Below are 18213 nucleotides of genomic sequence, written 5' to 3'. Positions count from 1 at the left end.
GGCTACGGCGCGACGGTGAGCCAGTCTGTGAAGCCCGAGGGGTCGTGGCGGCCCAGCGCGCCGTGCTCGTAGAGCCCCCAGCCCTCCACGGGTTCGCCGTCGCCGTCGCGGCACAGCGCGCGGCCGACGTGGTCGATGACACCGAAACCCGACCGCGCGACGATTGCCGGGTCGGTCATGTCGTAGGTCAACCGCTCGACGAACTTCTCGCCCTTCCACGTGCCGTGCAGCCAGTCCGAGTCGCCGCCGTAGCCGCCGCCGACGTGGATGGGCACCGGCAGCTTGGACTCCACGTCGAAGTGGACCGGTGTGCCGTCGGGGGCGGTGGCGTCGATGGTCGCGCCGGTGGGGATGCGGGTGCCGGACCGGTAGTGGATCTTGACCCGCGGCCAGCCCAGCTGCTCGACGCGGCCGTCGCGCCAGATCCGGGTGCAGTCGTTGAGCGAGCGGAAGCCGTTGGGCTCCTCCTGGATGATCAGCACGATGGCGAAGTCGTCGAACGCCATGGGCACGTAGAGCCACCACATGCCCTCGAAGGGAGGGTCGGCGGGCCGGCCCGCGGGTTCGGGTTCGCCGATCGGCCTGATGCCCCAGGACCGGTCACGGCTGCCGAGCCAGGTCGCGGGGTCGACGGAGATCTCCTCGCCGTCGATGGCGATGCGACCGCTCCAGCTGCCCAGCTGCGCGAACCGCTGGGCGTCCAGCGTCACCCGGTTGCCGGACCGCAGGACGTGCGGCTGTTCCTGCACGACGTCGAACAGGCCGTCCCAGGTGAGATCGGCTGCCACACCTTCGGTTTCGTCGAGGACCAGCCGCAGCTTGTGCAGCGGCTCGATGACCTCGATCCGGTAGCCGTTGACCTTCTGGTTGAGCCGATCTTGGTCGATGGCATCGCACAGGTGCACCGCGGTCTGGATATCCCCGCGCCGGACGAGGAAGAACGCGTCCTTGACACCGAGGTTGGGGTAGTAGCCGATGCCGCTGATGACGAAGATGTCGCCGGTGCGGTCGTGGGCGTTGAAGTAGGAGCGATCGTAGAAGTTGCGGTCCGAGGAGCCCGGCCACGCGATCGGCTGGGGGATCTGATGTACCGGGAACTCGTCGAGCGGTCCGAGCATTAGTTGTCCTCTCCGATAAGACGTCTCATCAACCCGGCGTGGTAGAACAGCGACTCGACATCGTCGGGTTTCTCGGTTTCGCCGAAGTGCACCCGGCGCGCGCCGGTGCGCATGAACACGCAGGCCCACATGACGCCCGAGTAGACATAGAACCAGCGCAGGTCGCCGACTTCCACGCCGGTCAGCCGCTGGTAGGTGCCGCGGACGTCGTCCTCGCGCATCACCTCCGGCAGGCCGGGCAGGCCGGCCAGACCGGTCAGTTGTTGAAACACCATGTGGGCGTAGATCATCCACGCTACATCCAGCTCGCGCGGCCCGAGCGTGACCATTTCCCAGTCGAGCACCGCCACCGGGGAGAAGTCGCGGTACAACACGTTGCCCACCCGCGCGTCGCCCCAGAGCAGTACCGGCTCGCGGCCGGCCTCGTCGGCCGGCCAGTGGTCCTCCAGCCAGGCGAAGGTCCGCTCCAGCAGCGGTGAGCGGCCGATGTCGGGCACCGCGAAGTCGTACCAGGACCGCACCCAGTTGAAGTGCCGGCGCAGCGCGGTGTCGCCCTCTTGGCCTTCGGACAGGAATCCGAACATGTTCTGCGCGTTAGGAATTGAATGCAGTTTGGCCAGCACCCCGACGGTCGCGTCCTGCAGTTGGCGCTGGCGTTCGGCGGGGGCGTCGGCGAACCAGTTGTTGCCGAACGTGTAGGGCATGACGTCGGGGGGCACCACACCGTCGACGTAGTCCATGACGAAGAAGGGCGTCCCCAGCACGTCACCGGTGGGTTCGAGCCAGCGCACCGGCGGGACCGGGACGTCGGTGATTTCGCCGACCTTGCGGATCACCTCGAACTGGTGGTCAAGCCGATAGGTGGGGAAGACCTGCACGTCTTCGGGGGCGGGGGCAACCCGGGTCACCAGCTTCTGCTCAATCGGCTCGCCGTCCTGCTGCCAGCGGGCGGTCAGGATGATGGTTTCCGAGGACATGCCTGTCGAGTCGACGCCGCTTTCGACGGTGACCTCCGGGTTGGCGCCGGCCGGCAGCACGGTCGACAGCCATTTCGACATCACCGCGGGTAGTGTCGTGACGTCTCGGCTGGAGCGCTGAAGTCGGTCGACCTTGTCGAGCACGGGTTCGTTGGCCACGGGTGCCTCCATTCTTTGAGACTTCAGTTCTCTTCGAGACTTCGGCGCGGCAATTACGATACGGTAGGTAGCGTTATGAAAGCAGACCAGTCCGCCATTGACAAGGCCCCCGGCGCCGGTCGCCCGCGGGACCCGCGTATCGACTCGGCCATCCTATCTGCCACCGCGGAACTGCTTGTCCAAATGGGCTATTCGAACCTGAGCCTGGCGGCGGTCGCCGAGCGGGCGGGAACCACGAAATCCGCGCTGTACCGGCGGTGGTCAAGTAAGGCGGAATTGGTGCACGAGGCGGCCTTTCCGGTGGCGCCGACCGCGCTGGAGGCGCCGGCCGGGGACATCGCCGCCGACATCCGCATGATGATCAAGGCCACCCGCGACGTCTTCACCACCCCGGTCGTCCGGGCCGCCCTGCCGGGGCTGGTGGCCGACATGACGGCCGACCCCGCGCTGAACGCCCGGGTGATGTCCCGCTTCGCGGACCTGTTCGCGACGGTGCGGGTGCGGCTCAGTGACGCCGTCGACCGGGGTGAAGCCCATCCCGACGTGGACCCGGACCGGTTGATCGAGCTGATCGGCGGAGCGACGATGCTGCGCATGCTGCTGCGCCCGGAGGACGAGCTCGACGATGCGTGGGTGGAGCAGACGACCGCCATCGTGGTGCACGGGGTGACGCGATGACGGGGCGCCTGTCGGGGCGGGCCGCGATCGTCACCGGCGCCAGTCGCGGGCTGGGCCGGGCGATCGCGCTGGCCCTCGCTGCCGAGGGCGCCGCCGTGGCGGTGGCCGGGCGCACCGAGCAGGTGTGGGATGAGCGGTTGCCCGGCACCATCGGCGAGACCGTCGCCGAAATCGAGGCGGCGGCCGGGCGCGCGGTGGCTGTCCGCGCCGATCTGACCGACCGGGACGACATCGCGCGACTGGTGGGCGCCGCGCGAGAAGCCCTGGGGCCCATCACGATTCTGGTCAACAATGCTGCCTTCACCGCCCCTGGCCGCCCGCCGACGCCGGGCGCCGAGCGGCGCGCCAAGTCCGCCAAGCCGGCCAGCGGCGCCGCCAAAGCCGGCTGGCCGGGGTTCGTCAGCATCCCGCTGGCGGCGTACCGCAGGCATTTCGAGATCGCCGTGTTCGCCGCCTACGAGCTGATGCAGCTGGTCTGTCCCGACATGATCGATGCCGGTGGCGGGACGATCATCAACATCACCTCGGTCGCGTCAAGGATCCCCGGCGACGGCCCGTACCCGGGCCGCAGCGGCGGGGTGCTGCCGGGATACGGTGGGTCCAAGGCGGCGCTCGAGCACCTGACCCAGTGCGCGGCTTACGATCTGGCCGACCACCGCATCGCGGTGAACGCCCTGTCGCCGTCGAAGCCGATCCTCACCCCCGGGCTGGCCTATTATGCCCGCGAGTTCGACGAGACCGCGGCCGCCGACGAATTCGCAAGGGCGGCAGTCCAATTAGCGTTGGTCGATCCCGGGCAGGTCACGGGCCGCACGATCGGCCATCTGCAGGTGCTCGACGGCAGTTTCCGGCCCTTCCAGCTGGACTAGGCGGGCTGGTCGCTGCAGGCCACGACTAGGCGGGCTTGGTCGCCGTGACGGCGTTGACGATCACGGCGTGCAGGCGCTGCCATTTCGGCGAGCGGAATCCCGCCTGCAGCAGCAGGCGTTCGGCGCGGCGCCGGGTGCGGGCCTTGCCGCGACGGCCGATGGCGAGGGTCGGCAGCAGCCCCAGCGAAAACTGGTCGACGAGCACCAGGCGTCCGCCGGGCCGCAGCACCCGAGCGCACTCCGTCAGCCCGGCCAGCTGGTCGGACCAGTGATCGAATGACGTGCTGCCGACGACCAGATCGAAAACGCGGTCGGCATAATTGATCTCTTCGGCCACCCCGCGGTTGAAGCTCAACCGCGGGTCGCGGGCGAGAGCCCTTGCGACGGCGACCATCTGCGGGGCGGCGTCGATCCCGCTGAGGTGTTTGGCGTTCGGGTAGCGGCGGGCCAGCAGCCCTAACAGGTAGCCTGTGCCGCATCCGACGTCGAGCACGTACTCGGGAGCGGTGACGGTCGCCACGGCCAGGTGCGCGGTGCGATAGGCGATTTCGTGGTGCAGCCGGCCGCGCCAGCCGCGGTCGTAGCCGGCGGCGCGTTCGTCGAACGCGGCGACATCCCGATGCGGCGGCACCCGCTGAGTGTCTCACCGGGCGTCCCACTTGGCGAGCAGTTCAGCGGCCCGATTGGTGGCCGTCCGGCGGGTCGGGATCGCCGCGGAGGAGCTCGTCCGGATGGTGAGCCCGGTTCACCTCGGGTGGCCCGTCGCCATCCGTCCAGCCGAGCCGCCCGTCGTCGGTCACCTCGGTGCGCCAGTCGCCCCGGCTCGCCGCGGCGTGGTCGCACCCGCAGGCGAAGAAGAGCTTGTCCGCGTCGGTTTGACCACCGCCCGCCCAATCCGGGCAATGGTGGACCTCGCAGTGGTAGCCGGGTTCGAGGCAGTTGGGCCGTGTGCAACCGTGGTCGCGGGCGTAACAGATGAGCCTCTGGTCGGCGGTGGCGAGACGTTTCTGGCGGCCCAGGTACAGCGGGCGGCCGGTGTGCTCGTCGAACACCGCCAGGTAGTGAATTGCCTTGGCGGCCATCCGGATCAGGTCCCGCATCGGCAGGCTCGAATCGCCACCCGTCCTGGCGGGCGCCGGCATCGGTATCGACGAGTCGACGACCGCGTGTGCGGCGCGGTCGAGTTCGGCCAACGTGGTCGTGGCGACCACGGTCACGGGGTGACCGCGGTGCGTCCCGAGCCGGCCGGAGGCCACGGCGGTCTCGAGTCCCCATTTGAATGCGTCGTGGCGGCGCTGCGCCGGTGTGCGCCGGTCGCGCGCCGCCGGGTCGTCGGCCGCGGAGTCCGGTTCGTGGCGCCCGGGCCGCACGGCCGCTTGGACGGCCTCGAAGTAGGCGCGGGCCTCGGGGTCGAGCAGGCCGGACAGCGGCGACATGCCGTCGGGACCCTGTGGGCCTAGGTGCAATCCGCGGCGGCGGGCCCGGTCCCGGTCGTTGAAGAGGCCGTCGGGATTGAGGTGGTCGGCGATCCGCCGGCCGAGCTTGGCGACGACCCCGGCGTCGAGTTTGGCCGCGTGCCGCACCAGCGCGCGCTCGGCGTCGGCCACTTCCAGGGGTGACACACAGGTTGGCAGCACATCCACGGCCGCGCATACCGTCCTGATGTGGTCTTCGCCGACCGCACCCGCCGCCACGGCGGCCGCCAATTCCGGTAGCTCCGGGGGCACGGGCGGCCCGGTCAGCGAGCGCCGCGGCCGGATCCGGGCCGCGAGCCGGAAGCGGCGGGTGATCTCGTTGGGCGTGATGCGTAGCCGCGCCCACAGCGTGTCGCGGACCGCCGGGACGAACCCGCCGCCGTCGGGCGGGTCGGCGATTTCCGCGAAGAACCGGTACATCAACCCCCGGTTGGTGCGCTCCTGCGTCTCCAGCCGTTCGGCGACGCCGAGGCGGAAGTCGTTGCCGACCACGTCCGAGGAGGTCTCCCGCAGCACGTCGTGGGCGGCGTCGATCGCGTCGAGAGCGGCGGCGATCTGCTCTCGAGCCTGTTCGGCGCTCATCCGGAGACCCACCCCCTCACGCTATCGAACGCACATTCGAACATCATCAGTCGAATCGAGATTTGTGGATGAACTGCGGACTGTGGATAACCCCCGGCCTGACGTGCCAGGATGAGGCAAAGCCAACCGGTCGAGTGGTGTGCCAATGCCTGGTGTGGACAAGGCCACGGGGCGGGTCGTCGCCCTGATCGTGCTGCTGCTCGTCATCTCGGCCGCCCTCCGCGGCTACCTACCGGCCTCCCCGCGCGGGCCGCGCGACGAACCCGCGAGCAGCGGTGCGGCGCTGATATTCGTGGTGGCGATCCTCGGGGCGGCGCTCACGCTGGTGGCGATCGCGGTCATCGCGCGGTTGCGGGACCCCCGCGCGGCGGCCCCGCAGGCCGGCCAGCTGTCCGAGATGCTGGGCACCGGCAGGGGCCGGCCGAGCTGGCGCGTGGTGATCATCGGGCTGGCGGTCCTGGCCGCGTGGCTGTCGATCGTGCTGGTCGGGTCCCGCCTGCTGTCCGCCCACGGCGACGCCCAGGCGCCGCCCTCGCCGGCGACCGCTGCTGCATCCGGCGAGCACGCCAACGCACCGGCGCCGCGGCGCCCACATCCGCCCAACGGGGACATGTTCGGCATCCTGCTCGCCGCGACCGTCCCGACGATGTTGATCATCGCCGCCGGGACGGTCGTCATGTCGCGGCGCCGCGGGCGCGCGTCGACCCCGGCCACCGCCGGCGACGACTTTGTGGAATCCGCGGCGCCGCCGACCCGTTCGGAATCGCTGGCGCGCGCGGCCGAACGCGGGCTGGCCGCGATGACCGACCTCAGCCGTGAACCGCGCGAGGCGATCATCGCCTGTTACGCGGCGATGGAGCGCGAGCTCGCCAATGTTCCCGGCGCCGCCCCGCAGGACTTCGACACCCCGACCGAGGTGTTGGCCCGGGCGGTCGAGCACCATGCGCTGCACGCCGACAACGCAGTGCAATTGGTAAGCCTGTTCGCCGAGGCGCGGTTCAGCCCGCACGTCATGAACGAGGGCCACCGTGACGTGGCCGTGCGCGTTCTGAAGTTGGTGCTCGATGAACTGAGATCCCGGAGTCCCGCATGAAAAAGACTCTGGCCCTTGGCGTCTGCCTGATCGTCGGGATCGAGCTGCTGGCCCTGATCCAAGACGATCGGCGGCTGGTGTTGGCCGCCTCCGGTGGCGCGCTGGCGCTGGTGTTGCTCACCGTCCGACGCGTGCTGGGACGCGGAATGCAGTTCGAGGGCGAAGAAGAGCCCGACGAGCTCGGCGATTCGTTGCGTCGCTGGCTGTCCAACACCGCGACGACGATCCGGTGGTCGGAGTCGACCCGCGTGGACTGGGACCGGCACCTGCGTCCGATGCTCGCGCGCAGGTACGAGATGGCCACGGGGGAACGGCGATCCAAAGATCCCGTGGCGTATCAGGCGAGCGGTCAGATGCTCTTCGGGACCGACCTGTGGGAATGGGTTAACCCGAACAACGTCGCACCGACCGGCGACCGCCGGCCCGGCCCCGGCCGCGCGGCGCTGGAAGAGATTCTGCGAAAGTTGGAACAGGTATGACGCTGCCGGCGGCAACAACCACAGCGCACTGCGAGGCGGTGCTCGACGAGATCGAGCGCGTGGTGGTGGGTAAGCGTTCCGCGCTCACGCTCATCCTTACCGCGGTGCTCGCGCGCGGCCACGTCCTGATCGAGGACCTGCCCGGTCTGGGCAAGACGCTGATCGCCAGGTCGTTCGCCGCCGCGTTGGGTCTGCAGTTCACCCGCGTGCAGTTCACCCCGGACCTGCTGCCGGCGGACCTGCTCGGCTCGACCATCTACGACATGCAATCGGGCCGTTTCGCCTTCCGACCCGGACCGATCTTCACCAACCTGTTGCTCGCCGACGAGATCAACCGCACACCGCCCAAGACACAGGCGGCGCTGCTGGAGGCGATGGCCGAGGGCCAGGTGAGCATCGACGGCGAAACACACCAGCTGCCAAAGCCGTTCATCGTGCTCGCGACCGACAACCCGATCGAGTACGAAGGCACCTACCCGCTGCCCGAAGCGCAGCTCGACCGCTTCGCGATCCGCCTGGAACTGCGCTACCTCTCCGAGCGCGACGAGACCGCGATGCTGCGCCGCCGCCTCGACCGCGGGTCCAACGAGCCGACCGTGAACCAGGTCGTCGATGCGCGCGACCTGCTCGCGATGCGGGAATCGGTCGAGCAGGTGACCGTGCATGAAGACGTGCTGCACTACGTGGTCTCGCTCGCCAACGCCACCCGGCATCATCCGCAGGTGGCCGTGGGCGCCAGCCCGCGCGCCGAACTCGACCTGGTCCAACTCGCCCGCGCCCGCGCGCTGTTGCTCGGCCGCGACTATGTCATCCCCGAAGACGTCAAGGCGCTCGCCATCCCGGCGGTCGCGCACCGGATCACCCTGCGCCCGGAGATGTGGGTGCGAAAAATTCAGGGCGCCGACGTCGTCGCCGAGTTGCTGCGCCGCCTGCCGGTACCGCGGACCGGCGGCCAGGGAGGTCCCGGATGAGTGCGGCGTGACCGCCCGTGAGGTCGAATTCCGGTGGCGTGCATCATCATTGACGCGGGCCATCGCGACCTGCGCGGGGTTGGCGCTGGCGGCCGCGGTGATCGGCGCGCGGTGGCAGCTGATCGCATTCGCGGCGCCGCTGCTCGGCGTGCTGTGCTCCATCAGCTGGCAACGACCCGTGCCGACGGTCCGCGTGCACGGTGACCCCGATGCGCAGCGATGCTTCGAAGACGACCGGGCGCGGCTGCGCATTTGGGTGACGGAGGACGACGCGGCACCGGGAACCTCCGCGATCGAGGTCACGATTCCGCCCGTCGAGGGGATGCAGCTCGACATTCTCGACGCCGATTCCCGCGACGCCAAAACGGTTGCGGCGACGGCGCAACGCTGGGGCCGGTACTTCATCCGGGCCCGCGTGGACGCGGTGGCGCGGGGCGGGCTGCTGTCTGGCACGGCCGTCGTCGACGCCGCGGAAGTCATCGTGTTTCCGCTGACGCCGCCGCAGTCGACGCCCATCCCGCAGACCGAGCTGCTCGACCGCCTGGGCGCCCATCTCACCCGGCACGTCGGCCCGGGCGTCGAGTATGCCGACATCCGCGCCTACGTGCCGGGAGACCAACTGCGCGCGGTGAATTGGCCGGTGAGCGCGCGCCGCGGCCAGCTGCATGTCACGCAGCGCCTCACCGACCGCGCCGCCGACGTGGTGGTGCTGATCGACACGTATCGGCAGCCGGCGGGCCCGGCGACCGCCGCCACCGAGCGCGTCGTGCGCGGGGCCGCGCAGGTCGTGCAGACCGCCCTTCGGCACGGTGATCGCGCCGGGATCGTCGCCCTGGGCGGCAACCACCCGCGCTGGCTGGGCGCCGACATCGGGCAGCGCCAGTTTTATCGGGTGCTCGACACGGTGCTCGGCGCCGGCGATCGATTCGAAAACACCACGGGCACTTTGGCGCCCCGCGCGGCCGTCCCCGCCGGCGCGATCGTCATCGCGTTCTCCACGTTGCTGGATACCGAATTCGCGCTCGCGCTGATCGATCTGCGCAGGCGCGGCCATGTCGTCATCGCCGTCGATATCCTGGACCGCACCCCGTTCGAGGGCGAGCAGGATCCGCTGGTGAACCGGATGTGGGCGCTGCAGCGGTCCGCCATGTACCGCGACATGGCCACCGTCGGCGTCGACATCGTGCTGTGGCATCAGGACGGCGGATTGGAGCAATCCATGGGTGTGCTGCCGGACCGCCGACGGCGGGTGCGAGGACGGCTCCGTGTCTAGCGCCGACATGGGCACACTGCCGCGGCTGTGGGCCCCGGTGTTCTCGGCCGCGTTCGGGTTGCTGATGGTGGGGTTGGCCGCCGAAGGATCGCGCGGGCCGGCGGTGGCCGCGTGGGTGGCGGCGCTGATCGCGGTGATCGGGGGAGCGGCATTTCGCCCTGCAGCAACGCTTGCCGTGTTGCTGTCGGTGGCCACCATCGCGCTGTCCGACCCGCCGCTGGTGTTCGTTGCGCTGTCCGGGCTGTGCGCGGCCGCGTATCTGGTGTGCCGCCACGCGGCCGGTGCGTCGGCCGTGGCGGTGCTGGGCAGTTGGCCGACCATGGTTGGGGCCGTGAGCTTTACGTTCGCCGGGTTGGTCGCGACGTGGTTCCCGATGCACTTGCCGTGGTTGCCCTTGGCCGCGCCGCTGGCGGCGCTGGCGGTCTACGTGCTGGCGGTGCGCCCGTTCCTGGGCTGAGCTCAGTGCAGCAGTTGGGCGGCCTGGTCGGCCAGGTCGAGCAGCGGCTGCGGGAAGATGCCCAAGGCCACGGTGATCACGGCGCACACCGCGATCGCCGCCTTGCTCAGAATGCCCGGCTCCACCACGTGCGGGGTGTCGTCGGTCGCCTCGGTGAAGAACATCGACACGATCACCCGCACGTAGAAGTACGCGGCGATACCACTGGCGACCACACCGATGATCACCAGCGGTGCCGCGCCCCCCTGGGCGGCGGCCTTGAACACGGCGAGCTTGCTGACGAATCCGCTCGTCAGCGGGATGCCGGCGAAGGCCAGCAGGAACATCGAAAACATCACGCCCACAATGGGTGAGCGCTGTCCGAGCCCAGCCCAGTGCGACAGCGTGGCGTCCTCGACGCCGTCGGCGTCGCGGATCAGGCTCACGATGGCGAAGGCGCCGACGGTGCTGAAGCTGTAGGCCAGCAGGTAGAACAGCGTGGACGAGAGGCCGGCCTGGTTGTCGGCGATGACGCCGGTGAGGATGAACCCGACGTGGGCGACCGACGAATAGGCCAGCATGCGCTTGACGTCGGTCTGGTTCACCGCGGTGATGGTCCCCACCGCCATGGTGAGAATCGAGATGGTCCACAGCACCGGGCGCCACTGATCGTGCAGCGGCGGCAGCGCGACGTAGACCACGCGGAGCAGGGCGCCGAAGGCCGCGACCTTGGTGGCCGCCGCCATGAACCCGGTGATGGGGGTGGGCGCGCCCTGATAGACGTCCGGAATCCACGAATGGAACGGCACCGCACCGACTTTGAACAGCAGGCCCACCGCCAGCAGCGCGACACCCACCAACGCCATCGAGGTGTCCCCGTGCGCCGCCAGTGCATCCCGGATTCCGGTCAGCAGCAGCGTGCCGGTCGCGCCGTACAGCAGCGCCACGCCGTACAGGAAGAACGCCGACGAGAACGCGCCCAGCAGGAAGTACTTCATCGCCGCCTCTTGGGACAGCAGGCGCCGATGCCGGGCCAGGCCGCACATCAGATACAGGGGCAACGAAAGCACTTCGAGCGCAACGAACATCGTCAACAGGTCATTGGACGCCGGGAACACCATCATGCCGCCGACGGACAGCATCGCCAGCGGGAACAGCTCGGTCTGCGCGGCCCCGGCCCGCTCCGCGTCGCGCTCGGCGTCGCTGCCGGGAACCGCGGAGGCCTGCGGGGTGAACGAGTCCAGACCGGCCGGGCGGGCGGCCCCCACGCCCGCGGCAACCTTGTTCTCCGCCTTGGCCTGCGTGCGCTCGGCGATGAAGATCACCGCCAGCACCGCGACCAGCAGAACCGTGCCTTGCAGGTACAGGGTTGTGCGGTCGATGGCCATGGCGCCTAACACCGTCGCGCGGCCAGAGGCCGGAATTGACTGGGCCACCTTTACGGTCGCCAGGAACGCCGCGACCAGACCGGCGAGGGCCAGCGTCACTTGCGCGCCGTAGCGAACCCGCCTGGGCAGGAACGCCTCCGCGAGGACTCCCACCACGGCGACGCCGAACACGATTAGCGTCGGGCAGAGCAGGAAGTACTCGATGCTGGGCGTGGGGAGTGTCATCGTCGCGGTCCTTCGGCTGTCCGGGGTGCGCGGTTGACGGCCGGCACGCTCGGCGCGGGATCGTGCTGGCCGATCGTGGTCATGGTGCTCTCGACGGCGGGGTTGATGATGTCGAGCACCGGCTTGGGGTAGACACCGAGCACGAAAAGCAGGGCGATCAGCGGTGCCACCACGACCAATTCGCGCGCCCGCAGGTCACCGATCTTCTCGTTGCCGGTGGCCACCGGGCCGGTCATCATGCGCTGGTAGAGCCAGAGCATGTAGATGGCGGACAGCACCAGCGCGGTCACACCGAACGCGGCGGCCAGCCAGTACCGGTTGAAAGTGCCCAGCAGCACCAGGAATTCGCTGATGAACGGCGCCAGGCCGGGCAGCGAGAGGGTGGCCATGGCCGAGACGAGGAACGTGCCCGCCAGGATGGGCGCCACCTTCTGCACCCCGCCGTAGTCGGCGATCTTCCGGCTGCCGTGCCGGGATATCAGGAATCCCGCGATCAAGAACACCGCCGCCGTGGACAGGCCGTGGTTGAGCATGTACAGCGTCGACCCGCTCTGGCCCTGACTCGTCATCACGAAGATGCCCAGGATGATGAACCCGAAGTGGGAAATGGAGGTGTAGGCGATCAGGCGCATGACGTCGGTCTGCCCGATGGCCACGATCGCTCCGTAGATGACCCCGATGACCGCCAGAACGATGATCAGGGGGCGGAAATACGTTGAGGCGCCGGGGAACAGCTGCAGGCAGTAGCGCAGCATGCCGAAGGTGCCGACCTTGTCCATCACGGCCATCATCAGCACCGCTGTCGCGGGGGTGGCCTCGACCGCGGCGTCGGGCAGCCACCGGTGGAAGGGCCACAGCGGCGCCTTGATGGCGAACGCGAACATGAAGCCCAGGAATAGCGCCTTGAACACCGCGGAGTCGGCGCCGTAGCGGCCGGAGGCGACGCCGGCCACGATCTCGCGGAAGTCGAAGGTGCCCGATCCGTGCTGCGCGGTGACCACGTACAGCCCGATCACCGCGGCCAGCATGATCAACCCGCCGAACAGGTTGTACAGCAAGAACTTCACCGCCGCGCGTGACCTGCCCGGACCGCCGCCGAAGCCCCCGATCAGGAAGTACATCGGGATGAGCATGGCCTCGAAGAACACGTAGAACAGCAGCACGTCGAGCGCGACCACGGAGATCAGCACCATCGACTCGATCGCCAGCGTCAGGGCGACGTAGGCGTGCACGCCGCGCGGGCTGCGTTCGCCGCTTCGAGACGAGTCGTCACCATCCCCGTCGTTCCAGCCGGCCACCTGCAGCACCGGGATCAGCACCGCGGTGAGCAGCACCAGCACCACGGCGATGCCGTCGACACCCAGGGAGTAGGTCGCGCCGAAAGCCGGTATCCAGGAATGGCTTTCGACGAATTGGTACGTGCTGCCACCGGATTTGAAGCCGAGGGCGACGACGATCGCGACGGCCAGCGTCAGGACGCCGAAGACCAGGCCCGTCCACTTGGCGAGCCGGCGCAGCCCCGGAGGCAGCAGGATGACGAGCACCGAGCCGGCCAACGGCACCAGCCACAGGACGCTCAGCCACGGAACGGTGTTCATCGGCGCCACTCCTCCTCATCGCTCCGTCCCCCGCAAGCGGGTGGTGCCCCCACTGCGTCGTCGCCGGCGCGATTCACCACAGCTTCACCGCCAGGATCAGCGCGATCACCAGTACCGCGCCCGTCAGCATCGACAATGCGTAGTTGCGGGCGAAGCCGGTTTGCAGCCCCCGCAGGCGATTCGAAGTCCGGCCCACCAGCGCGGCCAGCGCGTTCACCGAGCCGTCCACGCCCGCGTTGTCGACGTCGACGAGCGCTTGGGTCAGTTCGGCTCCGGGGCGCATGAACACCTCCTCGTTGAAGGCGTCGCCGTAGAAGTCCCTGCGCGCGGCCGTCGTGACCGGCGAAACGGCGAGCGGTGCCACCCGGGGGATTTCCGCCGTGGCGTACAACCGGTAGGCCACCGCGATCCCGACGGCGACGACGCCCAGCGCCAGGGCGGTGTTGATCCACACCGGGAAGGCGTGCGTCACCTCTTCGTGTTTCCCGACGACCGGCTCGAGCCAGCGCTGCAGGGTGCCCCGCCACGCCAGCAACCCACCCGAGAACACCGAGCCGACGGCGAGCAGGATCATCGGCCACGCCATCAGGCCGGGCGCCTCATGGGGATGGATGCCTGGGCCCCAACGCTTTTTGCCGAAGAAGGTCATCAGCATCACGCGGGTCATGTAGAACGCGGTGACGCCCGCGCCCAGCAGCGCGGCCCCGCCCAGCACGTAACCACGGGCGTCACCGGCGCCCAGCGCGGCCTCGATGATCGCATCCTTGGAGAAGAAGCCCGCGAACGGCGGCACGCCGATGATCGCCAGATAGCCGAGACCGAAGGTGGCGAAGGTGATCGGCAGCGCCGCGCGCAATCCGCCGTAGCGGCGCATGTCCTGTTCCTCGTGCATGGCGTGGATGACCGCGCCGGAGCCGAGGAACAGCCCGGCCTTGAAGAAGCCGTGGGTGAGCAGGTGCATGATCGCGAACGCGTACCCGGCCGGGCCCAGCCCGGCGGCCAGCACCATGTAGCCGATCTGGCTCATCGTGGATGCCGCCAACGCGCGCTTGATGTCGTCCTTGGCGCAGCCGATGAACGCGCCGAGCAGCAGCGTGACGGCGCCGACGATCACGACCGCGGTTTGCGCGTCAGGCGCCAGGTTGTAGAGCGGGTTGGACCGCACGATCAGGTACACGCCGGCGGTCACCATGGTGGCGGCGTGGATCAGCGCGGACACCGGGGTGGGGCCCTCCATGGCGTCACCCAGCCACGCCTGCAGCGGGACCTGCGCGGACTTGGCGCAGGCGCCCAACAGCAGCAGCAAGCCCATCGCCGTCAGCGCGCCGCGGCTCGCAGCGGGCGCCCCGGCGAACACCCCGGCGTAGGACAGCGTGCCGAAGGTGCTGAACATCAAGAACATTCCCAGCGCCAGCCCGGCGTCCCCGACGCGGTTCATCACGAACGCCTTTTTCGCCGCCGTCGCCGCCGTGGGCTTGTGGTACCAGAACCCGATCAGCAGGTAGGACGCCAGGCCCACGCCTTCCCAGCCGACGTAGAGCACCACGTAGTTGTCGGCGACCACCAGCAACAGCATCGAGGCCAGGAACAGGTTGAGGTAGCCGAAAAACCTTCGCCGGTCGGGGTCTTCGGCCATGTAGGCGACCGAATAGATGTGGATGAGCGACCCGACTCCGGAGATCAGCAGCACGAAACACACCGACAGCTGGTCGATTTGCAGGCCGAGGTCGACCTGCAGTTGGCCGACCGGGATCCACGTGAACACCTTCTGGTGGATGGCGCGGTCCTCGGCGCCGCGGCCGAGCAGCTCGCTCAGCAGGCTCAGGCCGACGCCGAACGCCGCGAGCGCGGTGGCGCAGCCCAGCCAATGCCCCCACGGGTCGGTGCGTCGGCCGCCGAACAACAGGATCGCGGCACCCGCCAGTGGCAGCGCCACCAGCAGCCAGGTGTAGTGAGTCATGTTGGCCCCATATTGGCGATGTCAGCCTTTGAGTAGGTTCGCGTCGTCCACCGACGCCGATTTGCGGGCACGGAAAATCGTCATGATGATGGCCAGCCCGACGACGACCTCGCACGCGGCCACCACCATCGTGAAGAACGCGATCATCTGCCCGTCCAGGTGGCCGTGCATCCGCGCGAACGTGACGAACGCCAGGTTGACCGCGTTCAGCATCAGCTCGACGCACATGAACATCACGATGGCGTTGCGGCGCAGCAGCACGCCCGAGGCTCCGATGGTGAACAGCAGGGCCGAAAGATACAGGTAATTGGCCGGATTCACGAGGTGCCACCTTGCGATAGGGAGGGGCTCGCCTGACGGGAGGGAGTTGCCTTGCCGTCGGCGCCGCGGCTGCGCAGGATCGGCGACACCGACAGCTCCGAGTACGACCCGTCCGGCAGCAGCGCGGCCACGTCGACGGCGTTGTGGCGCGCGTAGACACCGGGGCTGGGCATCGGGGTCGGGTGCCCGCCGGGCTGGAATCGCTCCTGCGACAGCTCCCGCTGCGTCTTGCGGCGCTCGAAGCGTTCGCGGTGGGCCAGCACCATCGCCCCGATGGCGGCGGTGATGAGCAGCGCGCTGGTGAGTTCGAACGCCCAGAGGTAACGGGAGAAGATCAGCGCCGCAAGCCCTTCCACGTTGCCGTTGGCGTTGGCGGTGGTCAGGCCCGCGAAGCCGCCGGTCGCGGCGGTGCCGATCGCCGCGATCAGCAGGACACCGAAGCCGATCCCGGCCAGCGCCGCGGCGATGCGCTGACCGTGCAGCGTCTCCTTCAGGGATTCTGCGGAATCCACGCCGATCAGCATCAGCACGAACAAGAACAGCATCATCACCGCGCCGGTGTAGACCACGACCTGGACGACACCCAGAAACAGCGCGTCCTGGATCATGTAGAACACCGCCAGGATGATCATCGTCATCGCCAGGAACATCGCCGAGTACACGGCGTTGACGGCGAGCACCACCCCGATCGCGCCGATCAGCGCCAGCGCGCCCAGCACCCAGAACGCCACCGCTTCACCGGTGGAGGTGCGGATGATGGTGTCGGAAGCCAGGTTGGCGGCCAGGAGCTGGCCCGTGGACCCAGTCACCGGGATTCCCCGGCCTTCTCGGTCTCCCGCAGGCCGTCCGCGGTGACATTGCCCTGGTAGTAGTCCTTGTCGGTGGCGCCGGGCGCGCGCGGGTGCGGCGGCGCGGTCATGCCGGGCAGCAGGGGGGCCAGCAGCCGGTCCTTCTCGTAGATCAGGTCGGCGCGGTTGTCGTCTGCCATCTCGTAGTCGTTGGTCATCGTCAGCGCGCGGGTCGGGCAGGCCTCGATGCACAGGCCGCAGCCGATGCAGCGCAAATAGTTGATCTGATAGACCCGGCCGTAGCGTTCCCCGGGCGAATACCTGAGTTCCTCGGTGTTGTCCGCGCCCTCGACGTAGATCGCGTCGGCCGGGCAGGCCCACGCGCACAGCTCGCAACCGATGCACTTCTCCAGGCCGTCCGGGTACCGGTTGAGCTGGTGACGGCCGTGATAGCGCGGCGCGACGGGGCCCGGCTTCTCCGGATACTCCTCGGTGACGTTCTTTTTGAACATCGATCCGAACGTCACGCCGAAGCCGGCCACGGCGTCCAAGAATCTAGCCACGTGCTTTCTCCTTGCTCGCAGCCGCCAGGGACTTCATCGGCAGCGGCGGTGTCGGGAATACGGGTGTGGAGGTCTGTCCGGCGGGCAGCTGCTTGGCCTGGCGGCGGAGCTGTCGCTCCAGCGCGCGAATGCCCGGCGTGGCGAACGGTTTTCGCAGCAACAGCACCAGCGCCGTGGCGAACACGATGCTGCTGACCACCAGCACCGGGGTCCAGTGCGCATACCCCTGGTTCTGCATGGTGCGAATCACGGCCGCGATCAACACCCAGACCAGCGAGGCGGGGATCAGCAGCTTCCAGCCCAGCGCCATGAACTGGTCGTAGCGCAGCCGGGGCAGCGAGGCGCGCAGCCAGAAGTAGATGAACAGGAAGGTCCACATCTTGGCGGTGAACCAGAGCACCGGCCACCATCCGGTGTTGGCGCCCGCCCACATGTCGATCGGCCAGGGCGCGTGCCAGCCCCCGAAGAACAACGCGGTGGCCAGCGACGAGACCGTCATCATGTTGACGTACTCGGCGAGCATGAACATGGCGAACTTCAGCGACGAGTACTCGGTGTGGAAGCCGGCGACCAGCTCGCCCTCGGCCTCGGGCAAATCGAAGGGGGCGCGGTTGGTTTCACCGACCATCGAGATCAGGTAGATCACGAAGGACGGCAGCAGCAGGAACACGTACCAGACCCGGTCCTGCGCGGCGACGATCTCCGACGTGGACATGGAGCCGGCGTAGAGGAACACCGCCGCGAACGACAGTCCCATCGCCACCTCGTAGGAGATCACCTGGGCGGTGGAGCGCACGCCGCCCAGCAGTGGGTAGGTGGACCCGGATGCCCAGCCGCCCAACACGATCCCGTACACCCCGATCGCCGACAGCCCGAGAATGAACAGCACGGCGACCGGCAGGTCGGTCAGCTGCAGCGGGGTGCGGTGGCCGAACACCGACACCACCGGGCCGAACGGGATGAACGCGAACGCGGTGAACGCCGGGATCGTCGAGATGACCGGCGCCGCGAAGTAGACGAACTTGTCGACGCCGCCGGGGGTGATGGTTTCCTTGAGCGCCAACTTGATTCCGTCGGCCAGGCTCTGCAGCGTGCCCCACGGCCCCGCGCGGTTGGGACCGGGTCGCAGCTGCATCCAGCCGAGGATCTTGCGCTCCAGCAGGATCGCGACCAGCACGTTGAGCATGAGGAACACGAAGATGGCCAGCGCCTTGCCCAGCACCAGCCACCAGGTGTCGTGTCCGAAGTCGGACAGGGGGT

18 protein-coding genes and 1 pseudogene are annotated in these 18213 nt (G+C 68.9%); 7 read left to right on the top strand and 12 right to left on the bottom strand.

The genetic code is table 11. From position 1 onward, the window contains the following. Positions 1–2: 2 nt before the first annotated feature. Both ACEL92_RS20415 and ACEL92_RS20410 read right to left on the bottom strand, forming a co-directional pair. Positions 3–1118 (bottom strand): hypothetical protein, encoded by a 1116-nt coding sequence (locus tag ACEL92_RS20415; RefSeq protein WP_374022470.1) that lies wholly within the window; start codon positions 1116–1118, stop codon positions 3–5. Continuing rightward, positions 1118–2254, bottom strand: a complete 1137-nt coding sequence (locus tag ACEL92_RS20410) for a phosphotransferase family protein (protein WP_374022469.1) — start codon at positions 2252–2254, stop codon at positions 1118–1120. The genes ACEL92_RS20415 and ACEL92_RS20410 overlap by 1 nt, the downstream gene beginning before the upstream one ends. Positions 2255–2329: 75 nt before the next feature. Here ACEL92_RS20410 and ACEL92_RS20405 point away from each other — a divergent pair, with 75 nt between their 5' ends. Continuing rightward, complete coding sequence (locus ACEL92_RS20405; protein WP_374022468.1) at positions 2330–2932, top strand: TetR/AcrR family transcriptional regulator; 603 nt, start codon at positions 2330–2332, stop codon at positions 2930–2932. Continuing rightward, positions 2929–3801, top strand: coding sequence for an SDR family NAD(P)-dependent oxidoreductase (locus ACEL92_RS20400; RefSeq protein ID WP_374022467.1), 873 nt, complete (start codon positions 2929–2931; stop codon positions 3799–3801). The genes ACEL92_RS20405 and ACEL92_RS20400 overlap by 4 nt, the downstream gene beginning before the upstream one ends. Positions 3802–3826: 25 nt before the next feature. On the opposite strand, the gene ACEL92_RS20395 is transcribed toward ACEL92_RS20400, so the two are convergent. Both ACEL92_RS20395 and ACEL92_RS20390 read right to left on the bottom strand, forming a co-directional pair. Beyond that, positions 3827–4432: a class I SAM-dependent methyltransferase gene (locus tag ACEL92_RS20395; RefSeq protein WP_374022466.1), complete on the bottom strand. Its 606-nt coding sequence runs from the start codon at positions 4430–4432 to the stop codon at positions 3827–3829. A gap of 40 nt (positions 4433–4472) precedes the next feature. Further along, on the bottom strand, positions 4473–5858 hold the full coding sequence (locus ACEL92_RS20390) for a 13E12 repeat family protein (protein WP_374022465.1): 1386 nt from the start codon (positions 5856–5858) through the stop codon (positions 4473–4475). A 145-nt stretch (positions 5859–6003) separates the two neighbouring features. Between ACEL92_RS20390 and ACEL92_RS20385 the strand changes: the two genes are divergently transcribed. The 5 genes from ACEL92_RS20385 to ACEL92_RS20365 are packed head-to-tail and all read left to right on the top strand — an operon-like array spanning position 6004 to position 10131. Then, positions 6004–6951, top strand: a complete 948-nt coding sequence (locus ACEL92_RS20385; protein WP_374022464.1) for a DUF4129 domain-containing protein — start codon at positions 6004–6006, stop codon at positions 6949–6951. After that, complete coding sequence (locus tag ACEL92_RS20380; RefSeq protein ID WP_374022463.1) at positions 6948–7430, top strand: hypothetical protein; 483 nt, start codon at positions 6948–6950, stop codon at positions 7428–7430. Before ACEL92_RS20385 ends, ACEL92_RS20380 begins: the two co-directional genes overlap by 4 nt. After that, positions 7427–8401 (top strand): AAA family ATPase, encoded by a 975-nt coding sequence (locus tag ACEL92_RS20375; protein ID WP_374022462.1) that lies wholly within the window; start codon positions 7427–7429, stop codon positions 8399–8401. Before ACEL92_RS20380 ends, ACEL92_RS20375 begins: the two co-directional genes overlap by 4 nt. Positions 8402–8408: 7 nt before the next feature. Beyond that, positions 8409–9674 (top strand): DUF58 domain-containing protein, encoded by a 1266-nt coding sequence (locus tag ACEL92_RS20370; protein WP_374022461.1) that lies wholly within the window; start codon positions 8409–8411, stop codon positions 9672–9674. Positions 9675–9681: 7 nt separating this feature from the next. Further along, on the top strand, positions 9682–10131 hold the full coding sequence (locus ACEL92_RS20365) for a hypothetical protein (protein ID WP_374026303.1): 450 nt from the start codon (positions 9682–9684) through the stop codon (positions 10129–10131). A gap of 2 nt (positions 10132–10133) precedes the next feature. On the opposite strand, the gene nuoN is transcribed toward ACEL92_RS20365, so the two are convergent. From nuoN to nuoH, 8 genes and pseudogenes are all read right to left on the bottom strand, one after another. Next, positions 10134–11723 carry an NADH-quinone oxidoreductase subunit NuoN gene (nuoN, locus tag ACEL92_RS20360; protein ID WP_374022460.1) on the bottom strand — a complete coding sequence of 530 codons (1590 nt, stop codon included), beginning with the start codon at positions 11721–11723 and terminating at the stop codon, positions 10134–10136. Next, positions 11720–13321, bottom strand: a complete 1602-nt coding sequence (locus ACEL92_RS20355) for an NADH-quinone oxidoreductase subunit M (protein WP_374022459.1) — start codon at positions 13319–13321, stop codon at positions 11720–11722. The genes nuoN and ACEL92_RS20355 overlap by 4 nt, the downstream gene beginning before the upstream one ends. After that, positions 13318–13395: pseudogene (locus ACEL92_RS20350) on the bottom strand (16S rRNA (guanine(966)-N(2))-methyltransferase RsmD); the annotation flags it as partial. The pseudogene ACEL92_RS20350 and the gene ACEL92_RS20355, both read right to left, overlap by 4 nt. Next, the gene (gene nuoL, locus ACEL92_RS20345) at positions 13395–15281 is read right to left on the bottom strand and encodes an NADH-quinone oxidoreductase subunit L (protein ID WP_374022458.1); all 1887 of its coding nucleotides are present in this window, start codon (positions 15279–15281) and stop codon (positions 13395–13397) included. The pseudogene ACEL92_RS20350 and the gene nuoL, both read right to left, overlap by 1 nt. 21 nt (positions 15282–15302) lie before the next feature. Then, positions 15303–15602, bottom strand: a complete 300-nt coding sequence (gene nuoK / locus ACEL92_RS20340) for an NADH-quinone oxidoreductase subunit NuoK (RefSeq protein WP_007168303.1) — start codon at positions 15600–15602, stop codon at positions 15303–15305. Continuing rightward, the gene (locus ACEL92_RS20335; RefSeq protein WP_374026302.1) at positions 15599–16387 is read right to left on the bottom strand and encodes an NADH-quinone oxidoreductase subunit J; all 789 of its coding nucleotides are present in this window, start codon (positions 16385–16387) and stop codon (positions 15599–15601) included. The genes nuoK and ACEL92_RS20335 overlap by 4 nt, the downstream gene beginning before the upstream one ends. Positions 16388–16407: 20 nt before the next feature. Beyond that, entirely contained in the window at positions 16408–16953 is a 546-nt protein-coding gene (gene nuoI / locus ACEL92_RS20330; protein WP_374022457.1) for an NADH-quinone oxidoreductase subunit NuoI, read from the bottom strand. Continuing rightward, positions 16946–18208, bottom strand: coding sequence for an NADH-quinone oxidoreductase subunit NuoH (gene nuoH, locus ACEL92_RS20325; RefSeq protein WP_374026301.1), 1263 nt, complete (start codon positions 18206–18208; stop codon positions 16946–16948). The genes nuoI and nuoH overlap by 8 nt, the downstream gene beginning before the upstream one ends. Positions 18209–18213: the final 5 nt, after the last annotated feature.

The sequence above is a fragment of the Mycobacterium hainanense genome (genome assembly GCF_041890355.1).
GTDB lineage: Bacteria > Actinomycetota > Actinomycetes > Mycobacteriales > Mycobacteriaceae > Mycobacterium > Mycobacterium hainanense.
This window is presented reverse-complemented; position numbering and strand designations above follow the sequence as displayed.